Origin of the sequence: Hirschia litorea, assembly GCF_042665075.1 — a bacterium.
Lineage (GTDB): Bacteria > Pseudomonadota > Alphaproteobacteria > Caulobacterales > Hyphomonadaceae > Hirschia > Hirschia litorea.
Genome location: NZ_JBHTBR010000002.1, coordinates 130,554 through 157,320, shown reverse-complemented (window position 1 = coordinate 157,320; position 26,767 = coordinate 130,554). Strand labels below are relative to the sequence as shown.

26 protein-coding genes are annotated in these 26,767 nt (G+C 47.0%); 15 read left to right on the top strand and 11 right to left on the bottom strand.

Annotated features, from left to right (window positions below; all coding sequences use genetic code 11):
* Positions 1-26: 26 nt before the first annotated feature.
* Genes gatA through gatC form a run of 3 tightly spaced genes read right to left on the bottom strand, consistent with a single transcriptional unit; the run spans position 27 to position 2,293 of the window.
* The gene (gatA, locus tag ACFQS8_RS00830) at positions 27-1,505 is read right to left on the bottom strand and encodes an Asp-tRNA(Asn)/Glu-tRNA(Gln) amidotransferase subunit GatA (protein ID WP_382164788.1); all 1,479 of its coding nucleotides are present in this window, start codon (positions 1,503-1,505) and stop codon (positions 27-29) included.
* Positions 1,502-2,002 (bottom strand): GNAT family N-acetyltransferase, encoded by a 501-nt coding sequence (locus ACFQS8_RS00825; RefSeq protein WP_382164786.1) that lies wholly within the window; start codon positions 2,000-2,002, stop codon positions 1,502-1,504. Before ACFQS8_RS00825 ends, gatA begins: the two co-directional genes overlap by 4 nt.
* A 3-nt stretch (positions 2,003-2,005) precedes the next feature.
* Positions 2,006-2,293 (bottom strand): Asp-tRNA(Asn)/Glu-tRNA(Gln) amidotransferase subunit GatC, encoded by a 288-nt coding sequence (gene gatC, locus ACFQS8_RS00820; protein ID WP_382164784.1) that lies wholly within the window; start codon positions 2,291-2,293, stop codon positions 2,006-2,008.
* A 187-nt stretch (positions 2,294-2,480) separates the two neighbouring features.
* On the opposite strand from gatC, the gene ACFQS8_RS00815 reads away from it, so the two are divergent.
* The 10 genes from ACFQS8_RS00815 to ACFQS8_RS00770 all read left to right on the top strand — a co-directional run bounded on the left by ACFQS8_RS00815 (position 2,481) and on the right by ACFQS8_RS00770 (position 13,692).
* A complete protein-coding gene (locus ACFQS8_RS00815) occupies positions 2,481-2,939 on the top strand; it encodes a DUF6491 family protein (protein WP_382164782.1) in 459 nt (152 codons plus the stop codon).
* Between the two features lie 83 nt (positions 2,940-3,022).
* Positions 3,023-3,484, top strand: coding sequence for a Holliday junction resolvase RuvX (ruvX, locus tag ACFQS8_RS00810; protein ID WP_382164780.1), 462 nt, complete (start codon positions 3,023-3,025; stop codon positions 3,482-3,484).
* A 68-nt stretch (positions 3,485-3,552) separates the two neighbouring features.
* Positions 3,553-4,347 (top strand): alpha/beta fold hydrolase, encoded by a 795-nt coding sequence (locus ACFQS8_RS00805; RefSeq protein ID WP_382164778.1) that lies wholly within the window; start codon positions 3,553-3,555, stop codon positions 4,345-4,347.
* 113 nt (positions 4,348-4,460) lie between these two features.
* On the top strand, positions 4,461-5,084 hold the full coding sequence (plsY, locus tag ACFQS8_RS00800; RefSeq protein ID WP_382164776.1) for a glycerol-3-phosphate 1-O-acyltransferase PlsY: 624 nt from the start codon (positions 4,461-4,463) through the stop codon (positions 5,082-5,084).
* A 30-nt stretch (positions 5,085-5,114) separates the two neighbouring features.
* Positions 5,115-6,242, top strand: coding sequence for a DNA-processing protein DprA (gene dprA, locus ACFQS8_RS00795; protein WP_382164774.1), 1,128 nt, complete (start codon positions 5,115-5,117; stop codon positions 6,240-6,242).
* Between the two features lie 195 nt (positions 6,243-6,437).
* Positions 6,438-9,047: a type I DNA topoisomerase gene (gene topA, locus ACFQS8_RS00790; RefSeq protein WP_382164772.1), complete on the top strand. Its 2,610-nt coding sequence runs from the start codon at positions 6,438-6,440 to the stop codon at positions 9,045-9,047.
* 172 nt (positions 9,048-9,219) lie between these two features.
* Complete coding sequence (locus ACFQS8_RS00785; protein WP_382164771.1) at positions 9,220-9,975, top strand: M23 family metallopeptidase; 756 nt, start codon at positions 9,220-9,222, stop codon at positions 9,973-9,975.
* 92 nt (positions 9,976-10,067) lie between these two features.
* Complete coding sequence (rnr, locus tag ACFQS8_RS00780; RefSeq protein WP_382164770.1) at positions 10,068-12,350, top strand: ribonuclease R; 2,283 nt, start codon at positions 10,068-10,070, stop codon at positions 12,348-12,350.
* 30 nt (positions 12,351-12,380) lie between these two features.
* Complete coding sequence (locus ACFQS8_RS00775) at positions 12,381-13,136, top strand: NUDIX hydrolase (RefSeq protein WP_382164768.1); 756 nt, start codon at positions 12,381-12,383, stop codon at positions 13,134-13,136.
* 16 nt (positions 13,137-13,152) lie between these two features.
* Entirely contained in the window at positions 13,153-13,692 is a 540-nt protein-coding gene (locus tag ACFQS8_RS00770) for a hypothetical protein (protein WP_382164766.1), read from the top strand.
* Between the two features lie 90 nt (positions 13,693-13,782).
* On the opposite strand, the gene ACFQS8_RS00765 is transcribed toward ACFQS8_RS00770, so the two are convergent.
* The gene (locus ACFQS8_RS00765) at positions 13,783-15,381 is read right to left on the bottom strand and encodes a phosphoenolpyruvate carboxykinase (RefSeq protein ID WP_382164764.1); all 1,599 of its coding nucleotides are present in this window, start codon (positions 15,379-15,381) and stop codon (positions 13,783-13,785) included.
* Between the two features lie 279 nt (positions 15,382-15,660).
* On the opposite strand from ACFQS8_RS00765, the gene rpmG reads away from it, so the two are divergent.
* Positions 15,661-15,828, top strand: coding sequence for a 50S ribosomal protein L33 (rpmG, locus tag ACFQS8_RS00760; protein ID WP_015827825.1), 168 nt, complete (start codon positions 15,661-15,663; stop codon positions 15,826-15,828).
* Between the two features lie 109 nt (positions 15,829-15,937).
* On the opposite strand, the gene ACFQS8_RS00755 is transcribed toward rpmG, so the two are convergent.
* A complete protein-coding gene (locus tag ACFQS8_RS00755; RefSeq protein ID WP_382164762.1) occupies positions 15,938-17,308 on the bottom strand; it encodes a PleD family two-component system response regulator in 1,371 nt (456 codons plus the stop codon).
* Positions 17,305-17,700 (bottom strand): response regulator, encoded by a 396-nt coding sequence (locus ACFQS8_RS00750; protein WP_382164761.1) that lies wholly within the window; start codon positions 17,698-17,700, stop codon positions 17,305-17,307. Before ACFQS8_RS00750 ends, ACFQS8_RS00755 begins: the two co-directional genes overlap by 4 nt.
* 373 nt (positions 17,701-18,073) lie before the next feature.
* Here ACFQS8_RS00750 and ACFQS8_RS00745 point away from each other — a divergent pair, with 373 nt between their 5' ends.
* Genes ACFQS8_RS00745 through ACFQS8_RS00735 form a run of 3 tightly spaced genes read left to right on the top strand, consistent with a single transcriptional unit; the run spans position 18,074 to position 20,213 of the window.
* Entirely contained in the window at positions 18,074-18,532 is a 459-nt protein-coding gene (locus ACFQS8_RS00745; protein ID WP_382164759.1) for a RidA family protein, read from the top strand.
* Positions 18,533-18,584: 52 nt separating this feature from the next.
* The gene (locus ACFQS8_RS00740) at positions 18,585-19,763 is read left to right on the top strand and encodes a GNAT family N-acetyltransferase (RefSeq protein WP_382164757.1); all 1,179 of its coding nucleotides are present in this window, start codon (positions 18,585-18,587) and stop codon (positions 19,761-19,763) included.
* 15 nt (positions 19,764-19,778) lie between these two features.
* Positions 19,779-20,213 carry an HIT family protein gene (locus ACFQS8_RS00735; RefSeq protein ID WP_382164756.1) on the top strand — a complete coding sequence of 145 codons (435 nt, stop codon included), beginning with the start codon at positions 19,779-19,781 and terminating at the stop codon, positions 20,211-20,213.
* Here ACFQS8_RS00735 and ACFQS8_RS00730 read toward each other — a convergent pair.
* A complete protein-coding gene (locus ACFQS8_RS00730) occupies positions 20,210-20,890 on the bottom strand; it encodes a glutathione S-transferase (RefSeq protein ID WP_382164754.1) in 681 nt (226 codons plus the stop codon). The genes ACFQS8_RS00735 and ACFQS8_RS00730 overlap by 4 nt on opposite strands.
* Before the next feature lie 195 nt (positions 20,891-21,085).
* Between ACFQS8_RS00730 and ACFQS8_RS00725 the strand changes: the two genes are divergently transcribed.
* A complete protein-coding gene (locus ACFQS8_RS00725; RefSeq protein WP_382164752.1) occupies positions 21,086-22,381 on the top strand; it encodes a metal-dependent hydrolase family protein in 1,296 nt (431 codons plus the stop codon).
* 63 nt (positions 22,382-22,444) lie between these two features.
* On the opposite strand, the gene trhO is transcribed toward ACFQS8_RS00725, so the two are convergent.
* The 4 genes from trhO to ACFQS8_RS00705 form a co-directional block, all read right to left on the bottom strand.
* Positions 22,445-23,443 (bottom strand): oxygen-dependent tRNA uridine(34) hydroxylase TrhO, encoded by a 999-nt coding sequence (trhO, locus tag ACFQS8_RS00720; RefSeq protein WP_382164750.1) that lies wholly within the window; start codon positions 23,441-23,443, stop codon positions 22,445-22,447.
* Positions 23,444-23,582: 139 nt separating this feature from the next.
* Positions 23,583-25,898, bottom strand: a complete 2,316-nt coding sequence (clpA, locus tag ACFQS8_RS00715) for an ATP-dependent Clp protease ATP-binding subunit ClpA (protein WP_382164748.1) — start codon at positions 25,896-25,898, stop codon at positions 23,583-23,585.
* Positions 25,899-25,908: 10 nt separating this feature from the next.
* Positions 25,909-26,238, bottom strand: a complete 330-nt coding sequence (gene clpS / locus ACFQS8_RS00710) for an ATP-dependent Clp protease adapter ClpS (RefSeq protein ID WP_382164746.1) — start codon at positions 26,236-26,238, stop codon at positions 25,909-25,911.
* Positions 26,239-26,376: 138 nt separating this feature from the next.
* Positions 26,377-26,763, bottom strand: coding sequence for a DUF1499 domain-containing protein (locus ACFQS8_RS00705; RefSeq protein ID WP_382164745.1), 387 nt, complete (start codon positions 26,761-26,763; stop codon positions 26,377-26,379).
* Positions 26,764-26,767: the final 4 nt, after the last annotated feature.

Below are 26,767 nucleotides of genomic sequence, written 5' to 3'. Positions count from 1 at the left end.
TGCCTTCTATCAAGATTTAGGCCAGTTTAGGCCCACCATTCTTTGGCTTTCGCTGAAAAACCAGCTGAGTCTTCAATCACCTTTGCGACACGGAAACAGCTTTCTTCATCCAAGGCTTTTCCAATTATCTGCAACGAAAGCGGCAGCCCCTGTTTATTCAAGCTTACCGGCAGACTCATAGCTGGAAGTCCAGCGAGATTAGCCGTCACTGTGAAGATATCATTCAGATACATTTCAACAGGATCAGCAGATTTCTCTCCAAGTCCAAAGGCAGCAGACGGACATGTTGGCGTTAGCAATGCATCACACTGTTTATAAGCTTCTTGGAAGTCCATCAAAATGCGTTGGCGCACTTTTTGAGCTTTCAAGTAATATGCATCATAATATCCAGCAGACAGCACATAAGCACCAATCATCAAACGCCGCTTAACTTCTTCACCAAAACCTTCAGCGCGTGTCGTTGCATACGTATCGTCTAAGTTTTCACCTTCTTTGCGCACGCCATAGCGCATACCGTCATAACGCGCCAAGTTTGAAGACGCCTCAGCAGGCGCAACAATATAGTATGCTGGCAGAGCATATTTTGTGTGCGGTAAAGACACGTCCACAATTTCAGCACCAGCTGCTTTAAGCCATTCAATGCCTTGCTGCCAAAGTGCTTCAATCTCATCAGACATACCATCGACACGGTATTCTTTAGGAATACCAATCTTCATGCCCTTCACGCCTTTAGAAAGGCTTTGTGTCCATTTTGGTGTATCAACGTGTAAAGATGTTGAATCCTTATCATCAGCCGAACACATCACTTCCAACATCAAAGCTGTGTCTTCAACATTCTTAGCAATCGGGCCCGCTTGGTCCAATGAACTTGCAAACGCCACCATACCATACCGGCTTGCACGTCCATAAGTGGGTTTAATACCTACAGTCCCGGTAAAAGCAGCAGGCTGACGAATAGAGCCCCCCGTATCAGACGCCGTCGCAGCTAGACACATGTCCGCCGCAACAGACGCAGCCGATCCACCAGAAGAACCACCCGGTGTTAGCTGTGTCTCGTCACCAACACGACGCCAAGGGTTTACAACATTCCCAAAGCTGGACGTTTCATTGGATGACCCCATAGCAAACTGGTCCATGTTGAGTTTCCCCAACATAACAGCGCCTTGATCCCACAAGTTTTGCGTAACTGTTGATTCATAAGTGGGAACGAAATTGCCCAAAATATCCGAACATGCAGTTGTTCGCACACCTTTGGTACAAAACAGCTCTTTAACACCGATCGGTGCGCCTTCAAGAATACCGCCCTCACCTTTGGCAAGTTTAGCATCAGATGCATCCGCCATTTCAAGCGCTTTTTCACCTGTCACCAATGTATAAGCATTGATTTGCGGATTAGCTTTATCAATCACATCCAAATGGGCCTGCGTAATTTCTCTTGCTGAGAAATCTTTCGCTTTTAAGCCTTTTACCGCATCCGTCAGTGTCAGTTTTGTAAGATCGCTCACGCAGCGCTCCCGTTCGATTGTGACAGCTCATCAACAAGCCGTTTTTCCATAAAAATACTTAGAGGATTATCAGGATATCCCCCAAAAGGCCCGCACCGTTCATAACCTGCGCCTTCATACAACGCGACGGCTTCTATTTGAGGCGGTCCTGTCTCTAAAAATATTGTCTCAAACCCCATCGCCAGCGCTTCGGCTTCAAGTATCGCTAACATTTTTTTAGCCAACCCCTTACCGCGCGCCTCTGGACGCAAATAAAAACGTTTAAGTTCAATCTCATCAAACTTCGTCCGTTTTAAAGCTCCACACCCAACAGCATTTCCATCCAATGTCGCTAAAAAGAAAATACCATTTGTATTTATCTCTTCAGGCGACGCGCGATAGCAAAGACCTATTGAGTCTGGATAGAGGTCTTTCAGATAGGCATCAATTTCAGCAATCAGCACACGCCCTATTTGACTAGTCGCGTCAGCTTTACCAAATTCCAATGCCTGCTCCACCGATTACTCTACCGATTTAGGGACAACAAAAAAGCCATCAGCGGCGCTTGGCGCATTTGCCAAAACTTCCTCCTGGCGATTTCCATCTGTGATATCATCTTTGCGCATAGGCAGACTTGTCTCAACAACAGTTGTCATTGGTTCAATGCCGTCAACGTCAACTTCGTTAAGCTGCTCAATCCAATTCAGGATACTGTTAAGTTCCTGCGCCATTGGTTCAACACGCTCATCTTTGATTTTGATACGAGAAAGACGCGCTGCTTTTCGCACATCATCTGGGGTGACGCTCATGCCACTCTTGCCTCTTCATCTTTAATTCCACATGCGAGAGTTACGACCCCTCGCTTAATCTATCAAGGGCGTAAGCTATTCAATCAGCAAATGAAAGGGATTTGACGCTTTTACAATTACAAGCAAAGCAAATTCGTGTATATTTTCGGCAACCCTACGTGTTTTAGATAATTAAAAGAGGCATGCCATGACTAAAATTGCATCACTGATTCCCATCTTAGCAACCTCTCTCGCTTTAATTGCCTGCTCCACATCAAACGATGACGGCCCTCGCTATAATGAGTTTAGCGAACAAGACCCGCGCATTGGTGAGGAAGTCAAACGCGTATGTCGTGGCGGTGGTATTGATGGCTTTGGTGAAACAACACGCAATACTGTTGTTGTCTCCACCGGTGTTAAGAAACAACACCTGCTCAAAGTCGCTGGCGGCTGTTTCAATCTTCAAAATGCCCAATCAATCTCATTTGACCAGCACTCAAGCTGCCTTACGCGCGGCGATTCTTTACTCGCTTTTGAGAATGTATTTGGTCCAAGTGATACAGATCCTCGCCCTATCAAATGCATCATCACAAACATTTATGAATATGACATGGATGCCGTGAGCGACAGTGACCCAACGATCGAGCAAGAAGCCATCAGCAACTAGCTCCCCTGAATGGGCGTCAAATAATGATAGTGTTTCATATAATACCTCTATCATTCTATGTTCACTGGGATTAACACTGCCCAATGGCAATATGTGAATTCAGTGAACTGCCGCCCAAAGGCGCGCTCTTAGGTTTAGACCCTGGCACCAAGACAATTGGTGTCGCCGCATGCGATGTGACGCGTCTTATCGCAAGTCCAGTTGAAACTATCAAAAAAGGTAAGAAGCTGGCTCCTTCATTAGAGCGGTTGTTCTGGCTTTATGATGAGCGTAAATGTGTCGGCATCATTATGGGCCTCCCCGTCAATATGGATGGCAGCCATGGCCCACGCGTCCAAGCAGTCAAAGCCTTTGCACGTAATATATTGGAAAAACGCGACCTTCCGATCGCATTTTGGGACGAACGCCTTTCAACCGCCGCCGTCGAACGCACACTCATAGAAGCAGACACCAGCCGCGCACGTCGCGCCGAAGTGATAGATAAAGTCGCCGCAAGCTACATCTTGCAAGGCGCAATTGATCGACTAGCTGAAGGCTGGAATTAATTTCTCAGATCGACCTATACATGCTGCCGGCGCGTCTTTACCTTCATTCAAAAACTATGGAGGAATAAATGAGAAAACTGATCATCAGCTTATGGTGCGCCTTCAGCACGCTATTTCCTCTTTCAATGCATAGCGAAGAAATGGCTCAAACCAGCAAACCAGAAACTTTCGTCATCGTTCATGGCTCTACTGGCGGCGGATGGGATTGGAAAACAGTTGCAAATATTCTCGAAGATCGGGGCCACACAGCCTATCGCCCCACGCTTAGTGGACTTGGGGAACGCATGCACCTTGCAGCTAAAGACATAGACCTAGAAACCCATATCACTGATATCGTAAACACGATTGTTTTTGAAGAATTAGACAATGTCATTCTTGCTGGACACAGCTATGGCGGAGCCGTCATCACTGGCGTGATGGACCGTATCCCCGAGCGTATCAAACACGTTATCTTTCTTGATGCCATGGTGCTTGATGATGGCATGAGCATGCTGGATTTAAATTATGACTGGATGCAGGGGTTGGAAATCAAAAACCACCAAATCCACTTCAATTGGCTCGAACCAGAAGCTGAATACCCAAAGGATGTCCCTCATCCAGTTAAGACCTACACCTCTCCTGTTTCTTACAAAAACCCAGCCGCCAAAGAGCTCAACGTGTCTTATGTGGCGTTTATTCCTGAAGGGATGACTAAAGAAGAGAGAGCTAAAGATTCCTCTTGGAGCCGCGCTAAAGCACGTGGCTGGACCATCCGCACAATTCCTGGTCATCACACAATCTATCGAGAAAAACCAAATGAGTTTGTAGACATGCTGATCGCAAGTATCAGTGACAGAAACACTCAGGTCGAAGACATACAATAGCTTCTTGTATTCTAGGGTTTGCAAGTTGTGGAATTGTATAAATTTCACACACTTGCACCAATTGATGTGAGTAGCTATGCCTAGCTAATAAGTCCTGAAACGTTGGAACAATCATGCAAGACATGCCTATTGCGATTATCTACGCCATTGCCATCGCCGGTGGATACTTTTTTGGGTCTATTCCTTTTGGCCTCGTCATCACACGCATGGCGGGCTTAGGTGATATTCGCAGCATCGGCTCGGGAAACATTGGAGCCACTAATGTTTTACGGACAGGGCGCAAAGACCTTGCCCTCGCAACTCTCCTTCTAGATGCTGGAAAAGCAGGAATTGCTGCTGCGATTTTTAGTTTCATTTTTAGTTTTCACGCTGGATTACTTGCTGGTGCAGCCGCTTTTGTAGGCCATTGCTATCCTGTTTGGCTCAAGTTCAAAGGCGGCAAAGGTGTTGCGACATTTATCGGCATGCTCTTTGGCATTATGTGGCAAGTCGGGATCGCCTTCGCCATCTGCTGGCTCTCAATCGCAGTCGCTTTTCGCTATTCCTCACTTGCCGCACTCGTCACTGCCGCCCTCCTACCCGCGCTGACATATTGGCTAGTTGGAGACATTTTCGCCTTATGCGTCACGGCCGCACTTTCCATTCTACTATTTTATCGCCACCGCGAAAACATCAAACGATTGATGAATGGCACGGAAGAAAAAATCGGTAAGAAGAAAGCCAAAGACCTCGCATAGCTAAAGCTTAAACATTTGGAGGGGGGCCAAATGATGCATTCGCAAGAACATAAAACACTTTCTGATCAAGAACGGGTCAAGAGATTACAACTCTTGCGTACGCCTAATATTGGTCCAATGACATATGCACAGCTTATGGCGCGCTTTAAAGGCGATGTGGATGCAATCCTTGATGCACTCCCCAACCTCACGACAAAATCAGGCAAAGCCAAAAGCTTCAAAATTCCCAGCGCCGCCAATATAGAAAAAGAACTGATCCAAGCGACTAAATTAGGCGCGCGCTTTATTGCCTATGATGAAAGCGATTACCCCCTCCCTCTGAGCGCAATCTCGCCGCCTATTCCAATAATATGCGTACGCGGCGATATGGAAGCCTTTCTGAAGCCTGCCATTGCAATTGTCGGTGCCCGCAATGCGTCAGCGGCAGGACGCAAACTCACGCGGGACATATCTGCTGATCTTGCAAAATCTGGATACACCATCGTTTCAGGCATGGCACGTGGCATTGATGGAGAAGCCCACGCCGCCGCCCTGCAACATGGTCACACAATCGCCGTCCTCGCTGGCGGTGTGAATGCCATTTATCCGCCCGAACACGCAAAACTCTACGACCGAATATTAGAACGCGGCGCGATCGTCTCTGAAGCGCCAATTGGATATACAGCGACCGCACGCGATTTTCCAAAACGCAATCGTATCATTACAGGTCTTTCTATGGCGGTTCTTGTGGCCGAAGCTGCAAAGCGTTCTGGCTCCCTCATTTCGGCACGCGTAGCACTTGAACAAGGACGCGAAGTGCTTGCCATACCAGGCTCCCCCCTGGACGAACGCACGCATGGATCAAACGGCCTCCTCAAGCAAGGCGCATGGCTCGTAGAAGATGCCCACGATGTCATCGCAGCCCTAGAAGGCTGTACACTCCCCATACTCGCCGAGGCAGAATCTGAAGAATATGACCTTCCTCCACTCACAGATTGTTCAGCTTCAACTCTGAACACATTAAAAATTGCACTTTCACCAACGCCTACCCATATCGATGAACTTGTGCGCGTTGTTGGTGCGCCTCATAGAGAGGTCCAAATCGCGCTTACTGAGTTGGAATTAGAAGGTTTTGCGCAAACACACGCAGGCGGATTTGCCAATACAATCATCGAATGATTATCAGTCGCAAGCTGATAAGACCTGTGTAAAACTCGCCTTTTAAGTGAGAATTTTAGGCTAGATCACACATTGTCTTAAATTGATTAATTGACTTTCTTGTTCAGCTCTACCAGTTTCCGCCGCTCTAATGCATTGGGGTGGACAAGGTCTAAGACCGCCTAGAACACGTATAAACAGCCGGGAGAATATAATATGAAAGTCGTTGTCGTTGAGTCCCCGGCCAAAGCCAAGACAATCAACCAATACCTTGGAAAAGACTTTAAAGTGCTCGCCTCATACGGGCATATTCGTGACCTCCCATCTAAGGATGGTTCAGTCGATCCCGACAATGATTTTGCGATGACGTGGAAAGCGGATGCAAAATCCAACCAGCGCATCAAAGACATTGCAGACGCCTTAAAGGGAGCCGACGGCCTGATACTTGCCACCGACCCTGATAGAGAGGGAGAAGCAATTTCGTGGCACGTGCTAGACGTTCTATCTAAAAAACGTGGCGCGCTTAAAGACAAATCCATTGAGCGTGTTGTCTTTAACGCGATTACAAAAAAATCCATTCTTGAAGCTATGCAGAAGCCACGCGAGCTAGACCAAGAGCTTGTGGACGCATACCTCGCACGCCGTGCACTCGACTACCTCGTGGGCTTCAACCTATCACCTGTGCTATGGCGCAAGCTCCCCGGTTCTCGATCGGCTGGCCGTGTGCAATCCGTTGCGCTGCGTCTTATCTGTGAACGCGAAATGGAAATTGAGGTTTTCAAACCTGAAGAATATTGGCAAATCAAAGGTTTAATGAATTCAGTTTCAAAATCTGAATTTGAAACCCGCTTATATGAACTTGAAGGCAAGAAAGTCCAGAAATTCTCGCTTCCAAATAAAGAAGCAGCAGACAAAGCCCTCGAACATGTTCGTGTAGGTGGATATACAGTTCAATCTGTTGAAGCAAAGCCGGTAAAATCAAACCCGCCGCCGCCATTCACAACTTCAACACTTCAGCAAGAAGCCTCACGTAAACTGGGCTTTAATGCATCTCGCACAATGGGTGCCGCTCAAAAACTATATGAAGCCGGTCTCATCACATATATGCGTACTGATGGTGTTGAAATGGCTGAAGAAGCCATACATGCAGCGCGCGATGCAATTAAAGAAGTGCATGGCGAACGTTATGTGCCATCTAGCCCTCGTCGCTATTCATCTAAAGCAAAAAACGCACAAGAAGCGCACGAAGCCGTTCGCCCGACTGACTTCATGAAACACCCTTCCACCGTTCGTTTGGACCAGGATTTATCTCGCCTATACGAACTCGTGTGGAAGCGTGCCGTTGCCTCTCAAATGGAAACTGCCCAACTTGAACGCACAACAGCGGACTTAAAGTCTAAAGATGGAAATGCCATTTTACGCGCCACGGGTCAGGTCGTAAAATTTGATGGTTTTCTTGTCTTGTACCAAGAAGGCCGTGATGATGAAAACGGCGATGAAGACGGCAAACGCCTTCCAGCTTTAACGGTAGGCGATAATATCGACTTGAAAAAAGCCGATGCAAACCAAAGCTTTACTCAACCTCCGCCGCGTTTCACAGAAGCATCGCTCGTGAAGAAAATGGAAGAGCTAGGCATTGGCCGCCCATCCACATATGCCTCGACGCTCGCCACATTGCGTGACCGTGACTATGTGCACATGGATAAAAACCGTTTCATTCCAGACGATAAAGGTCGTTTGGTCACGATCTTCCTTGAAAACTATTTCAATCAATATGTTCAATACGACTTTACGGCTGACCTAGAAGAAAAACTCGACCTTGTTTCCGACGGAAAGCTTGCTTGGAAAACATTCCTTGCTGAATTTTGGAAACAGTTCAGAGCGAAAATCGAAGAAGTGTCTGAATTGCGCGTCACCCACGTGCTCGACCTTCTAAACGAAGTGCTTGGCCCTAAGATCTTCCCACCAAAAATTGATGAAAAGACTGGCGAACCAACGGGCGAAGACCCGCGCCTATGTCCTTTGTGTAAAGAAGGCCAGCTTTCAATGAAGCTTGGTCGTAACGGTGCCTTTATCGGGTGTTCAAACTATCCTGAATGTAAGCACACACGCCCCTTCACAACGGATGGATCAGACGCTGAGGACGCTGTATCACCAGACGGCAAGTTACTAGGACAAGACCCAGTTACAGGCAAAGACATTAGCCTACGTACAGGCCGGTTTGGCCCCTATGTGCAGCTTGGCGAAGGTGTCGGCAAGGAAAAACCAAAACGCGGTTCTATTCCTAAAGGATGGAGTGTTGAAGAACTCACACTTGAGCAAGCCATCAAGCTAATCAACCTGCCCCGTGAAATCGGTCCTCACCCCGAAGATGGTGAAATGATGTATGCCAATTTTGGGCGGTATGGACCTTATGTTCAGCACAACAAAACCTACGCTAACCTACCAGACCCAATGGAAGTGTTTGAAGTTGGCCTTAACCGTGCAGTTGCACTCATCGCTGAGAAAAATGCTAAAGGTGGTCGCGGCGGCGCAGCTAAAGCGCTGAAAGAACTCGGTAAACACCCTGCAACAGATGAACCAATCAATGTGTTTGATGGCCGGTATGGCCCCTATGTAAAACACCAAAAAACCAATGCCACCCTTCCCAAGGATGTCACTCCAGAAACAATTACTCTGGAAAAGGCAATTGAATTGATTGACGCAAAAGCAGGAAGTGCAACCAAAAAGAAAGCACCAGCCAAAAAAGCAGCCGCTAAAAAGCCAGCAGCTAAAAAAGCGACTGCCTCAAAAACGCCTAAAAAATCGACCAAAGAAACGTCATAATATAAGTCACGTCGAATTTAAGCTCAAAACAGGTATCTGTTTGCCGTTTTAAAATAGCAAATTGTGCAACAGAAACCTGCAAATATGCCTCAAACACCTACCACCAGATATGCGCGTCAGGCCCATTTCTGGTGGTTTTGGTTTTGAGCCATTTATACAGGTCACGTTTCGAATGCTATTGAATATATTACCCTCTGCCTTGGTTTCCATCATGCCAATGTCTGGTGTAGATTCCGCACAAATTGATCAATTGGCCTCAACATCAAAACGGGTAGCAATTGAATATATTAGCACCCTCAAAGAGAGCGAAACCTATATCCTCAAAGAGCTACTCGTTCCGTTCGAACAAGCTCGATTAGCCCGCATTTTCCCCAAAAACTTACAAGTTTGCTATCGTGATGGACGCCGCAACACCCCTGCTTCAGACGCATCGCAAAATATCAAAGACTATAAGCAAACATTTAAAATCACCTCCAAAGTCCGCCTCGCTTCAGCGCCCGTTGCCCAAGGTTGCCTTATGTCAGGATATGGTTTTCGTGGAACATCTCGACGCGCCTATTTACACAAGGGATGGGACATTGCCTTCTCAGAACCTGTCGATGTTTATGCCGGCGGAGATGGCACTATCATAGAAGCCCATTATCGCGGCGATTATGGAAATATGATTCTTATCGATCATGGAGATGGTGTTTTCACCCGATACGCGCATCTGGAAAATTTCGCACCGGAGATAAGCATTGGCACCCCCATTAAAGCGGGTCAAACCATTGGCCGTATGGGAACCAGTGCCGACAAACCCGTCGCGCGACACCTACATTATGAAATTCTAATCGGTGATTACAACACACCCAAACAATCATTTGGGCTAAAGCCAATCGATGTAACAGCACCACTTCCCAAAGTAAGCGAAGCGCTTGAATCGTCATAATATCCGTAAAATAGACGGTGAATTTGTTTTCTTTGCTGCAAACCTAAACAAAAAACGCGCATTGATCGCATTTTTAGGTTATATGCCCCCACATGAGTAATATAACTGAAAAAGCCGTTCTAGAATTTTTAGAGCGCAATCCCGATAAATCTAACAAACGCGAAATTGCACGAGGTCTTGGTGTTCAAGGCTCCGACCGTGTCGCGCTGCGTCAGATTCTGAAAAAGCTAGAGACAGAAGGCACGATTGCACGCACAGGCAAACGCCAGTTTGCAAGCGTTGATGCGCCCCCGCCAACCTCTGTTGTGAAATTTGAAAAAATCGATGAGCATGGCGATCTTGTTGGTCGCTGCATCGGCACAGATGGTCTGTACGGACCAGACATCACCTGTGTCGCAACCGCTTCGCGCAAACGCAATGAAACCTTTGCCATAGGCGACCGCGCTTTATGTAAAGTGGGGAAAGCGAATGATGGTCTATGGTATGCGAAAGTCATCAAGAAGTTTGACGACACACCGCAAACCACTGTCATTGGTCTGTTTGAAGCCAATAGACATGGTGGCCGCGTCAAACCGACAAGCCGCAAAGACAAACACGAATACCTCGTTGAAAAAGCACTCTCAAAAGATGCTGAAACAGGCGACATTGTTCGTATAAAACTAAAAAAATCTAAACCTCACGGCCCGCAAATGGCTGAAGTGGTTGAAATTGTCGGCACGATGGATAACCCCAAATCTGCCTCGATTGTCGCGCTGCATACGCATGATGTGCCAGATGAATTTCCAACAGAAGTTCTTGCTGAAGCCGAAAACGCCACTGCACAAGATACCAAAAGAGAAGACCTTACACACCTTCCCCTCGTCACGATTGACCCTGCGGATGCCCGTGATCATGACGATGCTGTTTATGCCAAGCCCGATGACGCCGAGAACAATAAAGGCGGCTGGATTGTCTATGTCGCGATTGCCGATGTCGCAGCCTATGTGCAGCACGGTACAGCGCTAGATGATGAAGCCTTTAGACGCGGAAACTCTACTTATTTCCCTGATCGCGTTGCGCCCATGCTTCCTGAAGCGCTTTCTGCTGAACAATGTTCGCTTAAAGAAAATGAAATCCGTGAGACATTCGCCGTTGAAATGCGTTTCAACGCGGCAGGTGACAAAATTGATCACCGTTTCATTCGCGGCACGATGCGGTCAGCTGCAAAGCTATCATATGAGCAAGCCCAAAACGCTGTTGATGGAAAGCCTGACGAAAAATCAGCGCCTCTGTTAGAGACAGTGCTGAAACCATTGTGGGCCGCCTATGCTTGCGTTGGTAAAGCACGTGAAAAGCGCCAACCTCTCGATCTAGACCTTCCAGAGCGCCGCGTTGCTCTCGATAAGGAGGGCAATGTCTTAGGCGTTTACACAAAAGATCGTTTTGATGCGCACAAGCTGATCGAAGAATTTATGATCCAAGCTAATGTGTGTGCGGCTGAAAGCTTAGAGAAAACGCACTCGCCGCTCATTTATCGTATCCACGAAGAACCTTCAGATGAGAAAATCCTCGCTCTAGGCATTTTCCTGCCAACAATCGGCATGAAGTGGACACGCGGCGAGAAGAAGACCTCAGCGCGCTTCAATCGTCTACTCGAACAATCGCGTTCAACCGAGCATGAACACCTTGTGTCTGAAATGGTGCTAAGATCTCAATCTCAAGCGCGCTATTCACACGAGAATTACGGGCACTTTGGATTAAACCTCGCAAAATATGCGCACTTTACATCCCCTATCCGTCGTTACTCCGACCTGATCGTACACCGCGCACTCATTCGTGCGTTGGGTCTTGGTCCTGATGGCATTTCTGATGTGGAATCAAAGCGCCTAGAACAAATTGCCGAACACCTCACAACGACTGAACGCCGCTCAATGGCGGCCGAACGTGATGCAACAGACCGCTATCTCGTGGCCTTCATGTCAGATAAAGTCGGTGCGGAATTTCAAGGCCGTATCGCCGGTGTCACCAAAGCTGGGCTATTTGTAAAACTCAACGATAGTGGCGCAGATGGCTTTATTCCAGCAGCACGCCTCTCGGAAGAATACTGGCTCTATGATGAGAACAATGCTGCGCTCGTCGGTGATCGCACAGAAATGCGCTATGAAATGGGTATGCCAGTCCTAGTAAAACTTGCAGAAGCCACACCGGTCACAGGTGGGCTATTGTTTGAAATGCTATCTGACCCGCGTCCTGCACGTGAAGAATTGTTAAAGCCTAAACGTGCACGGCATGGCCGCGACAACCATCCACCACGTGGACGCAAAGGTGGCTCTAAAAAGCGCACTGCTGCTTCACAAGGCCGCCCAAAAAACATACGCTTAGGAAAAAGAAAATAAGCCTAAGCGTAGGTGCGGGAGTGAAACGCAATGTCAGAAAACACATTCAAACCCGGACAATTTGACGACGCACCACCGGATATAAGCCTTGCGGATAATCCGGTGGATGCCAAAGATGCAGCCACAATGATCCTTGTGCGTAATGATGGCCCAACGCCGCGCATCCTTATGGGCCAACGCGCAAGTGGCCACACATTCATGCCTGATAAATATGTCTTCCCAGGTGGCCGCATGGACCCCACTGATTTGGACATAACAGCCATTGGCGACATGAACCCAACATGTCGATCCTTACTGCAAATTCAAAGCAACACCTCACCCGAAGGATTGGTTCTATCTGCCATCCGTGAAACATTTGAAGAAACCGGCCTCGTCATAGGTAAGCCCGTCTCTGAAGATATTGAGATCACGCCAAACCTAGATGAAAGCTGGCGCACATATCTTTCCTTTGGTGTACGTCCCTATCTCAACAACATCCAGTTTATAGGCCGTGCAATCACACCGCCCTACCGCCCAAAACGATTTGATGCACGTTTCTTCCTCGCTAAATCCGAAGACGTTCTCGCAGAACTCAAACGTCCCGTGGATAGTCATGAACTATTAGATTTGCGCTGGTTCACCTTCGAAGAAATCGCAGACCTAGACCTGCCCGGCATCACCCGCTTCACAATAAGCGAAGCCCAAAAGCGCATAGAAGAACCTGACGCGGACCACGCCCCCTTCATGACCTACTGGAAAGACAATGAAAGCTTTCTTGAGCGGCTGACATTGGATGCGTTTCCTTAAATCTCGGTCTAATTCTATGAAACTAATACCTAAAACACCTACAGAAAAAGAACGTGATTTAGTTCAACTCCAAGCCCAATTACGTGGCCAAATTATTGGCGCTTACAGCCAATGCGAGTTTTTGCTTTTAGATGTCGGAATGCAAGCACGAATAATTCGCGACTACTGGAAACTTAATATCCGATATCACCGCAAACTTAAAAACAGGATCGCTCAGGCCAAAGCGTTATTCTCGTCCCCCGGACCTCTAAATAAATATAATGCTAGAGCAATCAATTTAATTGATCGCTTAGAGCCATTCAGAGAGTATCGCGACTTTTTTGCTCATGCATTTTGTAGAATACATTGCAAAAGAGACGAAACTACCTTCGTTTACAAAATGTGGCGTGTAGATGATGAAAAGACCAACCGAATCCAAAAACAGTTTACGCAAGCTGAATTAGTAACATTGGAAAGAGATATCACTCTTATCGCTCAAGACTTCAACTTGTTATTTGCTGAGATCTACCTCAACGAGAATCTTGAAGTTTTCTCTAGAGATACGAATACAGTTTAATAATTTTAACAGCTCTTATCACTCTGCCCACTCAACAAAAAAGGCGGCCCCGCTAAGAGCCGCCTTCCTAATATTTAATCCTGCAAAAACTTACTCAGCCGGCACTGTTTGCTGTGCGACAGGTGCAGCTGCCTTCACTCCGTCGGACACATAAGCCTCAAACACTTTGAAGTTCTTCACGAACATTCCCGCAAGCTTTGCTGCTTGTGCATCATAGGCTGCTTTATCAGCCCAAGTTTCGCGCGGTGTCAGGATTTTATCATCCACGCCTTCAAGCTTGGTTGGCACCATAAAGCCAAATGTCTCATCCTTACGGAACTCACCCCGAACCAATGATCCATCCAGCGCAGCGTTTAGCAGCGCTCGTGTCGCTTTAATCGGCATACGGCTACCCGTGCCATAAGGACCACCTGTCCAGCCTGTAGACACCAACCAGCAGTCCACATTGTACTTCTCAATCAGCTTACCGAGCAGATCACCATATTCAGATGGATGACGCGGCATAAATGGCGCACCAAAACACGTTGAGAATGCAGCCGTTGGCTCCGTGACACCCTTTTCAGTTCCAGCCACTTTCGCTGTATAGCCCGATAAGAAGTGATACATGGCTTGCTCTGGCGTCAGTTTCGCAATTGGCGGCAACACACCAAAGGCATCCGCTGTCAGCATGATCAAGTTCTTTGGCTGTCCACACCGCCCGCTCTCCGACGCATTAGGAATAGCCGAGATCGGATATGCCCCGCGTGAGTTTTCTGCCAATGAGTTATCAAACAGATCAAGCTCACGCGTCACAGGGTCCATCACAGTGTTTTCAAGCACTGTTCCCCATTGCTTCGTCGTCGCGTAAATTTCTGGTTCAGCCTCTTGGGAGAGGTTGATCATTTTGGCGTAACAGCCCCCCTCAAAATTAAACAAACCATTTTCAGACCAACCATGCTCATCATCGCCCACAAGAATGCGAGATTGATCAGCAGACAAAGTCGTTTTACCCGTACCAGATAGGCCAAAGAAAATAGCCGCGTCTTCTTTCTCAGATGTATTCACCGAACAATGCATCGGCATCACATTTGATTCTGGAAGCAGATAGTTCAAAATCGTGAACACAGATTTCTTCGTCTCACCGGCATAAGATGTGCCGCCAATTAGAATCATCTTCTTTTCAAAATTCACAGCAATCACAGTCGAAGACCGTGTCCCGTGACGCGCCGGATCAGCGCGGAAAGATGGCAAATTCACAATCGTGAAATCATTTTCAAATGTCGCAAGCTCGGCGTCTGTTGGACGGCGTAGCAAGTGACGAATGAACAGATTGTGCCACGCCAATTCATTGACAATACGCACGCTCACACGGTGATCTAAGTCAGCCCCTCCAAAAAGCTGCTGAACATAAAGCTCATTGCCATTCATATGTGCTTGGAAATCTTCCCATAGAAGATCAAACTGCTCAGGCGTGATTGATTCATTATTGTCCCACCACACAGTTTTTTCTGTGTAAGCGTTCCGTACAGTGAATTTATCCTTTGCAGAACGGCCCGTGTGTTCGCCTGTTTTCACAACAAGCGCACCACCTTTTGCAACTTCACCTTCGCCGCGACGGATCGCAGCTTCATAAAGTGGCGCTTCTTTGAGGTTTAAATGCAATTTAGCTGGCGCGACCCCAAGGTCCGCCAATATGTTTGATGTTTTCATGTCCCGTACACTCTTTTATTTATTGAGCTTTTTTATTTTGAGTCTAAGAAAAGTCAGACATAAGTCAGAAACATTTCCCGCCCTGATTTCACTGTATCAAGAAAATCGGAGCTGTATATCCTTCCCAAAGCGTCAACTCTCATTCGCACAGGATTAAATTATTTCACAGGAAATGAAGACAATTGAGAAACGGCTCTTGACGAAATGAGGGGTTACTGATTAAAGCACGCTTTCCGTTTCACGCGCGAGTAACCGCGCCTCGACCAGAGCAAGAGATCAATGGCTAAACCTACCACTGTGAAAATTCGCTTGAATTCGACTGCGGACACTGGTTTTTTCTACGTAACAAAGAAAAACCCGCGTAACTTGACTGAAAAACTCGTCTTGAAAAAGTACGACCCAGTCATCCGTAAACACGTTGAATTCAAAGAAGGTAAGATCAAGTAAGATCAAACTTTCTATTTCATTATTAAAAAGGGCTTGGATGAATTTCCAAGCCCTTTTTATTTGCCTCAATGAACATAAAAAAATAGCGCCTCATCCGAAGCGCCATTTCCTAAAAACCATCAAAATTACAAACAATCTTATTCCGCCCCGATTCCTTAGCGCTATATAGCGCCTCATCAGCACGTTTGATCAATTGGTTCACGCTATCATCTGGCGGGAAAGTAACAGCCGCCCCACCCGACATGGTGACGCTTAATTTCCCAAGCCCACCATTGATACTGAATGGTGTTCCATCCACCTTTTCGCGGATACGTTCTGCCGTTAATTGGGCCATTTGAATGGTCGTATCAGGCATAATCACCAGAAACTCTTCTCCACCATAACGACATGCAATATCTGTTGGTCGAATGTTTTTCATCAAGCGGGTTGAGAACTCCCGCAAGACTTCATCGCCCACATCGTGACCATATCCATCATTCACTTTCTTAAAGTGATCTAGATCACACAGAAGAACAGACACAGGCCCGCCACCCATATTTGCGCGCTTCATGAATTGCTCAAGCTGGCTCTCCATATAGCGGCGATTGTGCAATCCTGTTAGCTGGTCGGTCACAGCCAATTCCATAGACTGGTCTAAGCGCGCACGCAGGGAATCAACATAACGCTTCTTGCTCACTTGCGTTTTCACACGCGCAAGCAATTCCTCAGGATCAATCGGACGTACCAAAATATCTGATGCACCAAGATCTAGCGCCCGCACGGCGAGTTTTTCATCTTCCGCGCCAACAATAGCAAGAATCGGCAAATCACGTGTAGCTTCCAAATTGCGCAGATAAGAACAAAGCTTCAGCCCGTCATATTTCTCGCCGCCAAGTGACAACACCATAATATCAACAGTCGCCGCACCTGCACCTAGCCCACCCGTCGCGTTTGCCAGCGTCATAGGCTTGTGGTCAGTTTCAAGATAACGACAAATTCTCGCGGCTTGACGTTCATTATCATCTACAACAAGCACACGCGCAGGATTTTGCCCGCGCCCTGTTGGCATGACATCAATCACACCAATGCGGCGTCCTGATGCTTCACGCTTGCGCAGCTCATCTGCTACCAATTTATATTTAGACAGCGCACGAACACGCGACAAAAGCTGCAAATCATTGATTGGCTTTGTCAAAAAATCATCCGCACCCGCACGCAAGCCCTTCAAACGGTCTTCACGTTCGCTAAGTGCTGTCACCATAACGACAGGAATGTGCTCAGTCCGTGGATCAAATTTCAGCTCACGACAGGCTTCAAACCCATCCATGCGCGGCATCATCACATCCAGCAGAATTACATCAGGCTCAGTCGCAATCGCTTTATCAATTGCATCCAACCCATCTACAGCAGTCGTCACCTGAAAATACTCATGCGCAAGCTTTGCACATAGAAGTTTTCGGTTAGCCTCTATATCATCAACAACAAGAACACGCGCGCTCAATGGGCTCGCTCCCGTCGTGCAGTCAATTCTTCAACCGCTTTAATAAATGAGCCCATTTGAATTGGCTTCGTCATATAGGCCTCACACCCCGCCTCAAGCACATCTTCTTCATCTTGACGCATAGCAAACGCTGTCACCGCAAGAATTGGAATGTCACGTACAGACTCATCATCTTTAATCCAACGCGCAAGGTCCAGGCCAGACACGTCAGGAAGCTGAATATCCATAATTATCAAATCTGGGTGAATGTCTTTAGCCATCTCAACAGCACGCAAGCCGTCTTCAGACTTCACCGCTTCAAAACCGAAAGCATCAAGAAGGTCGCAGAACAATTTCATGTTCAGCGGATTGTCCTCTACGACTAGGACTTTTTTCAATGTACTTCCGGCCATATCAGTCATTGCTCCAAGCGAAATCGCGCTTGCGATTCCTCACTCTTAACCTTCAATTTGGCGCAAGAGAGTTAAACACCCTTTTACATTCAAGCGAAATGCACTCTTTTCTCTGCTATTATCTTAAGAAAAGTGCATGAATATTCAGTCAATTAACAAACGTTCAGATTGAATTGCTCTAACTTATCATCATCCTTTTAAAACCAACCCAAAAAACGATTCTCAACAGACTCAGTCTGCACAATAAGAAAACCTAGCCTAACGATACCTTAATCTCGTCAAATAGAGTTAACGAACTTGTAAAAAGTCGATAATCTGTCATCTCATTAAACATCAAAAATTCGACAATTCTAAGCCGATCCGGAGACACACAATGCAATCACCTGAAGCTAAACTAGAACAATTGGGTATCGTTTTAGGTGAACCTAAAGCTGCTGTCGCAAACTACCTTCCCTATGTTATTTCCGGAAACCAGCTATTTATCTCTGGTCAAATTTCAATGGGTGCAGATGGATTGGTCCACGGGCGTCTGGGCGAGAATATGACAACAGAGCAAGGCCAAGCTGCCGCCCGCCTTTGCGCAATCAACCTCATCACCCAAATGAAGGGCGCACTTGGCTCACTCGACCGCGTCAAGCGAATCGTCAAGCTCGGTGGCTTCGTGAATGCAGCTCCAGATTTCGTGGAAATCCCTCAAGTTATCAATGGATGTTCAGACCTGATGGTTGACGCGTTTGGAGATAAAGGCCGTCATGCACGTTCCGCCGTCGCATGTCCGGTTTTACCTCTTGGCGTTGCTGTTGAAATTGATGCAATCGTTGAATTTGAATAAACGCAATCCTTTTGCGATTGCATCCGTTACACAAGGTCTCCACATATAGCCCATGACGGATGATGAACTAACACTTTCCATGCGCATAGAGACTTCCCTTTCCAAGGTGGATCGGGAAGCTTGGAATGCAATCGCAAATCCTGCTGATCTTCCTTACGATCCTTTTCTGGACTGGGATTTTCTTCAAGCACTCGAAGAAACTGAATGTGTCAGCCCCCAAACGGGATGGGCCCCACACCACATCATTGCGCAAGATCAAAACGGTATAATCGTCGGCGCTTGTCCAATGTATCTCAAGTCTCATTCTCAAGGTGAGTTTGTATTTGATCATGCATGGGCAGATGCGTTTGAACGTGCCGGTGGTCAGTATTATCCCAAGCTTTTGATCGCAATTCCCTTCACACCAGTGACAGGCCGCAGGCTGCTGACAAGCACAGCCCCATCAGGCCAACACATCAAAGATGCCTTGCTGCAAACAGCCATCCAGCTCACAGCAACCAACAAGCTATCATCCCTACACCTAAACTTCATCGACGCACTCGAATACGAGCATTTAGGTGCCCAAAGCTTGCTCCAACGGACGGATCAGCAATTTCATTGGGTAAATGATAATTACAAAAATTTTGACGCATTTCTCGATGTTCTCGCCTCTCGTAAACGCAAAAACCTCAGAAAAGAGCGCGCCCAAGCGCAAGATGGCATTCTCTATGAACACCTCACAAGTGATCAAATCACATCTGAACACTGGGATATATTTTACCAATATTATCAAGACACTGGTGCACGAAAATGGGGTTCACCCTATTTAAACCGCGCCTTTTTCCAGCTGCTTGGTCAACGAATGGGCGATAAAATTCTGCTCGTTTTAGCGCGCGATACTGAAGACAATCGCCCCATAGCCGCCGCCCTCAACATGATTGGTTCAGACACACTATATGGCCGCTATTGGGGATGTTCAGAACCGCGCCCCTGCCTTCATTTTGAAACCTGCTATTACCAAGCCATAGATTACGCTATCGCCCACAATCTAAAGCGCGTAGAAGCTGGTGCCCAAGGCGGCCACAAGCTCGCCAGAGGCTACGCACCCACCCCCACCTATTCCGCCCATTGGATTGCAAACCAAGGCTTCTCAGACGCTATCGCTCAATATCTGGAACATGAACGCGAACAGGTTGAAGCTGATATTGAATATCTTGGTCAACGTACCCCATTTCGCAAACCCGAAGACTAAACAAAGGAACATCCTATGAGCCTTCACGGACCTTATGATAATGAGAATATTTTCGCTAAAATCCTACGCGGTGACATGCCATGCGTGAAGGTCTATGAAGATGATATCGCATTGGCATTTATGGATGTCTTCCCTCAAGCTGACGGTCACACGCTAGTTATTCCCAAAAACGTAACAGCACGCAATTTTCTGGAAATGCCAACCGAAAAGCTCGGCCCCTATATGGAACGTGTTCAAAAAGTTGCAAAAGCCGTCGAGCGCGCTTTGGGGCCAGATGGCATTGTTTTAACTCAATTTAATGGCGAACCAGCAGGCCAAACCGTCTTTCACCTGCACTTCCATATCATCCCACGCAGACGTGGCCATTCTGTTGGAACACACGCCTCCGGCACGATGGCAGATATGGCCGAATTAGAAGCTATCGCGACAGAAATACGCGCTGAACTTTAAGCACTGTCCCGTGGATAGATAACAGGTACATGATCCTCATTTCCATAAGTATCTTTCCACGGTTTTCGCTTCACCATAATTGCCTCAAACAAAGGCGATGCCATCGCTGCCTGTAGCCATTTATGCACATGAGGAATGTCTTGCGCATCAAACCATTCACGGTCGGCCACGCGAAACTGTCGGATGAATGGAAATATAGCATAATCAGCTAAGCCCATAGTCTCCCCAGCTAGAAAGGGTTGTTCTGCTAATCGCTTGTCTAAATCAACTATGGTTTCAAATCCGGCGCTACGATGCTCTAAACCATCAACACCATCATATCGCGCCGCGTATTTATATCGGTCCAAATGCCCCTTAAAGGGACCATCATTGCGCTCAATCAATTCATACGTGACGGCACGATCCATTGCATTGATCGGCAACCACCCCTCAGGGTCATTCATCGTCAGCGCCCACAGCATCACATCAAGGCTTTCATCAATGACGGCCCCATTGGGCAAAACAAGCGTTGGCACAGTCCCTTTTGCGCTCGCCTCTAGCATTTGCGCGGGCTTATCCCGTAACAATATTTCACGCCACTCAAAGGATTGCCCAGACACAAGCAGAGCCATTCGCCCTCGCATAGCGTAGGGACAACGACGAAAAGTATATAAAATAGGTAGGGAGTCTTTAGTCATGTAGATATGGCTAACTGAAAACCGGCAAATTTCCAAACAAAAATGAGCTATCAACTCATTGTGATAACGCCCGACTTAAAAGTCTGATCCACTTGCTAGTGTTAGTATAGCATTCTAACCTTCTCCCAAAATACACACAAATGAACTACCAAAGTGCACAACTAAGGCACGTTATATTTTCTCGGGGACAGGCTTATGAAAAAAACACTCAAAACACTTCTATGCGCAACTGCGATCAGCTTAACCGCGACGCCTTTAGCGCTCGCAGACACAATCTACATTCATGCCGGTAAGCTCCTTGCCGAACCAGGTAAGGATATTCAAACCGAGCGCACAATCATTATTGTAGATGATAAAATCACAGATATTAAAAGCGGCTATGTGAAAGCAAGCAAAGGCGCGACGACTGTTGATCTAAAAGGCTATACCGTCCTGCCAGGCATGATTGATTGTCACGTTCACGTCCTACACGAAGGCGGGCCAGGAAGCGCCATTCGTGCACTATATGATAGTGAAGTTGACCTTGCTTTGGCGGGTGCTCAATTTTCTAAGCGCACATTGGATGCAGGCTTCACCACTGTCCAAGATCTTGGCGGAACGAATGAAGCTATTTTCTCTCTGCGTGATGCTATTGCCAGCGGAAAAGTCAGCGGACCACGCATCGTTGCTGCCGGACAATCCATCTCGGCAACGGGTGGTCATGGAGATACTAATGGCTACGCACCTAAAATCTCAGCCGTTTTTGACAGACAAAGCATTTGCAACGGCGCTGACGATTGCCGCCGCGCTGTTCGCGAACAGGTCAAACGCGGAGCTGATGTCATTAAAATCACAGCAACGGGCGGTGTTCTCTCCAACACCAAAGCAGGCTTAGAACAGCAATTATTTGACGATGAAATGCAAGCTATTGTCGAAACAGCTAAAACAATGGGCCGCCGCGTCACCGCTCATGCCCACGGTAAAAACGGCATTAACGCTGCCCTTCGTGCAGGTGTAAACTCCATCGAACACGGCACCTATTTAGATGATGAAACCATCGCCTTATTCAAGGAAAATGATGCGACGCTTGTGCCAACAGTGCTCGCTGGAATGACTGTTGTAGACTGGGCTAAAGAAGATTGGATGCCACCTGCCACCAAAGCAAAAGCGAAAATCGTTGGTCCGCTCATGCTCGATATGTTGCGCCGTGCGCGTGAAGGCGGCGTAAACGTCGCTTTTGGAACCGATTCTGGTGTTTCCAAACACGGCCTCAATGCGGGCGAGTTAAACTTCATGGTCCAAGCAGGCTACACCCCTACAGAAGCTCTACATGCCGCCACGGTTAATGCTGCTAAAAACCTCGAACTCTTTGATAAAATAGGCTCAATCAGCGTCGGCAAACATGCAGACATTATCGCCGTAGATGGGGATGTCACGAAAAGCGTGGAGCCAATGTTGAACGTTGATTTCGTAATGAAATCAGGAACCGTCCACAAAGCCCCCAAGAGCTAAACACGCCCCCAAAACGCTACTCAGCCGAGCATATCTATATGCTCGGTTGATAGCTTATATATGTTAGTCCTTACGCGCTTCTTCCTTGCCTGCAATAGACTTTAACCTTGCTTCTTCAGCGGCTGCGCGGGCGGCTTCTTTTTCAGCCTTTAAATCTTGGCCGACATGCGATTTACCGCGTTTTTTTGCTAGCTCAATTTGCTTTTGGCGCTCCATGAATGCAGCCTTTTTCTCAGGCGTATACTCATCATAACATTGGTGACAAGACACACCCTTTGTATATTCAGGGCGCTGCTTTTCTTCTTCTGTGATTGGACGACGACACGCAAAGCACTGGTCATAATCGCCAAGTTCTAGCCCGTGTTTCACCGAAACACGCTGATCAAACACAAAGCAGTCACCTTCCCATAAACTATTGTCTTCTGGAACATTTTCTAAGTATTTTAGAATGCCGCCTTTAAGGTGAAATACTTCCTCAAAGCCCATATCCTTAGCAAAAGCAGTGGATTTCTCACACCGAATGCCGCCCGTACAAAACATAGCCACTTTGGGCTTGTTGTGCGTGCGTTGAAACTCTTTAAACCAAGCTGGAAACTCGCGGAAGGTTTCCGTTTTCGGGTTCACTGCCCCCTTAAACGTCCCAATCTGCACTTCATAATCATTGCGTGTATCAATCACAACAACATCGTCACGGCTGATCAAATCATTCCAGTTTTCCGGATCAACATATGTGCCAACGATATTGCTAGGGTCAGTTCCCGGCACGCCCATCGTTACGATTTCATTCTTCAAACGCACTTTCATGCGCAAAAATGGCATCTCTTCAGCATGACTTTCTTTATGCTCTGTATCTTTCAGTTCCGGAATAGAACGGATAAATTGAAGAACTTCATCAATGCCTGAGCGCGTCCCCGCAATCGTTCCGTTAATACCTTCAGTCGCCAAGAGCAACGTCCCCCGCGTACCTGCTGCTTCACATGCTGCAAGTAATGGCGCTTGGATGTCTTTATAGTGAGGAAGCTTGGCAAAGTGATAGAGGGCGGCAACGACGATCTGGGTCATATTCGGTTTTTCAGTGCTCGTATTGAAGGTATTCATATTTATAAAACAAAGGGCGAGAGTACTTCTACCCTCGCCCCGTGTCTTAATACTTGTCTGCCGTAAAAGCCAGATCAAATTCCCATATTTAAAATGGGGCTAATTAATCTGTTAGTTCCGGCTCCTCTTCCTCTTCATTAGATGGACGCTTATTAGATCCATCTTCAAAAGTGAAAGCGAGTTTACTTGTGTCTTTGATGTCTACATCAATCGTCACAAGGCCACCCTTGCGCAGTTTTCCAAACAACAACTCTTCAGCCATTGGCTTCTTAACATGCTCTTGGATTACACGCCCAAGCGGACGCGCCCCATAAGCCTGATCATAGCCGCGTTCAGCCAACCAAGCCCGGGCTTTATCGGTAAGGACGATATCAACATTGCGGTCAGACAATTGACCCTCAAGTTGAAGTACGAATTTATCAACCACACGACCAATGACATCTGGGCCCAATGGTGCGAATGGAATAATCGCATCCAACCGGTTGCGGAATTCAGGTGTGAAGAGCTTTTTAATCGCATCCTCATCTTCACCTTCACGTTTACCGCGTCCAAATCCAATAGCCTCTTTTGCTGCATCCGCCGCACCAGCATTGGTCGTCATAATCAAGATCACATTACGGAAATCAATTTTCTTACCGTTTGCATCCGTCAACGTACCATTATCCATCACCTGCAACAGGATATTGAACAATTCAGGATGTGCTTTCTCAATCTCATCCAGCAACAAGACACAATGTGGATGTTGATCAACGCCATCGGTCAAAAGACCACCTTGATCATATCCAACATACCCTGGAGGCGCACCAATCAAACGTGAAACAGTGTGACGCTCCATGTATTCAGACATGTCGAACCGCAAGATCTCAACGCCCAAAATAGATGCCAATTGACGTGCAACTTCAGTTTTACCAACACCTGTAGGCCCTGAAAACAGGTATGACCCAATAGGTTTATTTGGTTCACGCAATCCCGCACGCGCAAGCTTGATAGCGTCAGACACAGCCAAGATGGCCGGGTCTTGCCCATAAACAACGCGCTTCAAATCGTTTGAAATAGATCGTAACGCCTGCTCATCTGTCTTATTGACTTGCTTCGCAGGAATACGCGCCATTTTCGCGATCACAGCTTCTATTTCTTTAGGTCCAATCTGCTTGCGACGCTTAGAATCCGGTTGCAACCATTGGCTCGCACCCGCTTCATCAATCACGTCAATCGCTTTATCCGGCAGTTTCCGGTCCGTGATGTGACGTGCCGCAAGTTCAACCGCAGTTTTAATCGCATCATTTGTATATTTGAGACCGTGAAAGTCCTCAAAACGTGATTTCAATCCCTGCAAAATCTTGATGGAGTCAGCTACAGTTGGTTCAACCACATCAATTTTCTGGAAACGACGCGCCAAAGCACGATCTTTCTCGATATGCTGACGGTATTCTTTATATGTCGTTGAACCCATACAGCGAAGTTCACCAGATTGAAGCGCAGGTTTCAGCAAGTTAGATGCATCCATAGCACCGCCAGATGTGGCGCCCGCACCAATCACAGTGTGGATTTCATCAATGAACAAGACTGAACGTGGCTGCTCTTCCAGCTCTTTTACAACTTGCTTCAAACGTTCTTCGAAATCACCGCGATACCGTGTACCCGCAAGCAATGAGCCCATGTCGAGAGAGTAGATAATGCTCTCTTCAAGAATTTTTGGAGCTTCACCGTCTACGATACGTTTTGCCAAACCTTCAGCAATCGCCGTCTTACCAACACCGGGATCACCCACAAGAAGCGGGTTATTCTTGCGGCGACGACACAAGACTTGAATACAACGATCCACCTCTAGCTGACGTCCAATAAGCGGGTCAGTTTTGCCAGACCGTGCTTTCTCGTTCAGATCAACACAATAGGCTTGAAGAGCTTCACCACCAGATTTAGCAGCCTCTTCTTTTTCTTCGCCCGCACCATCAACAGGGCGTGTACGCGACATGCCCGGCTTTTTGGCAACACCATGTGATATGAAGTTTACGGCATCATAGCGCGTCATATCTTGAGCTTGCAGGAAGTAAGCCGCATGGCTCTCCCGCTCCGCAAATATAGACACAAGCACATTCGCGCCCGTGACTTCATCACGGCCAGAGCTTTCCACATGCAAAACTGCACGCTGAACAACACGTTGAAATGCTGCAGTGGGATGCACATGCTCATCATCATCTACGACGATCGCATTTAGCTCTTCATCCATATAATCATTCAGGTCGCCACGTAGCTTATCTATATCAAGCTTACACGCGCGCATGACCTCCGAAGCGTCTTCATCTTCTGTCAAAGCAAACAACAAATGCTCAAGCGTGGCATATTCGTGCTTACGATCAGAAGCGAGATGCAGCGCTTTTTCAAGCGCGCGTTCTAGGCTGGGGGTCATTGAAGGCATTTAGTAACCTTTATTCTTCGCGTTCCATTACACATTGAAGAGGATGCTCACTTCTGCGGGCAAGGTCCATAACTTGCGCCACTTTTGTTTCAGCAACCTCATAAGTGAACACTCCACACACACCCACGCCCGTATTATGGACATGGAGCATGACTTTCGTCGCTTCTTCACGAGTCTTGTTGAAGAAGTGCTCAAGGATTAGAACAACAAACTCCATCGGTGTGAAGTCGTCATTCAAAATTAAAACACGGTACAAAGAAGGACGTTTCGTCTTTGTCTCAGTACGCGTGACGACACCAGTTTCATCATCGGTGTCTGTTGGGGATTTTTCGTCTGACATGAACCTATCAAAAGTTAACCAACATCACTTTGCCCTAAACACATTAAATATTTAGAACGCGTGTTTCATATTATTAACATATGAAGACACATCCGTTATGTAAGGGGGTAAACCGCATTAAAAATTGCAAACACTCCCTTAAGCGTTTTTACGTAGTAAATCTACCCAAAGCTCAATCCGTTTCCGATTTACACCAAAATCCTTGCGTCCGTATTTTGATCTGGAATAGATTGCCAGCGTAGATTTACCCTCTTCTAAATTAATAAACTTTACTGAAATAAAATCGGGGAAACCCATAAGTGGCGTTTTTTGACGCAATTCCAACCCCAAGCCCTCATCTTCAAGCACAGAAACCCGTGGTTGGTCCTGCATAATATGCAGAAAATCAGCTTTTAGTGTCGCCGCATTCTTTAAATAAAACACCGTCGGTTCCGCGTCTGGAACAGCATTTTCACACACTCCAATGGGCGCGAGCAAATAAGTGTTTGGTGTTTTGGGTCGTCTTAAATTTTTAAAGTCCAACATAATA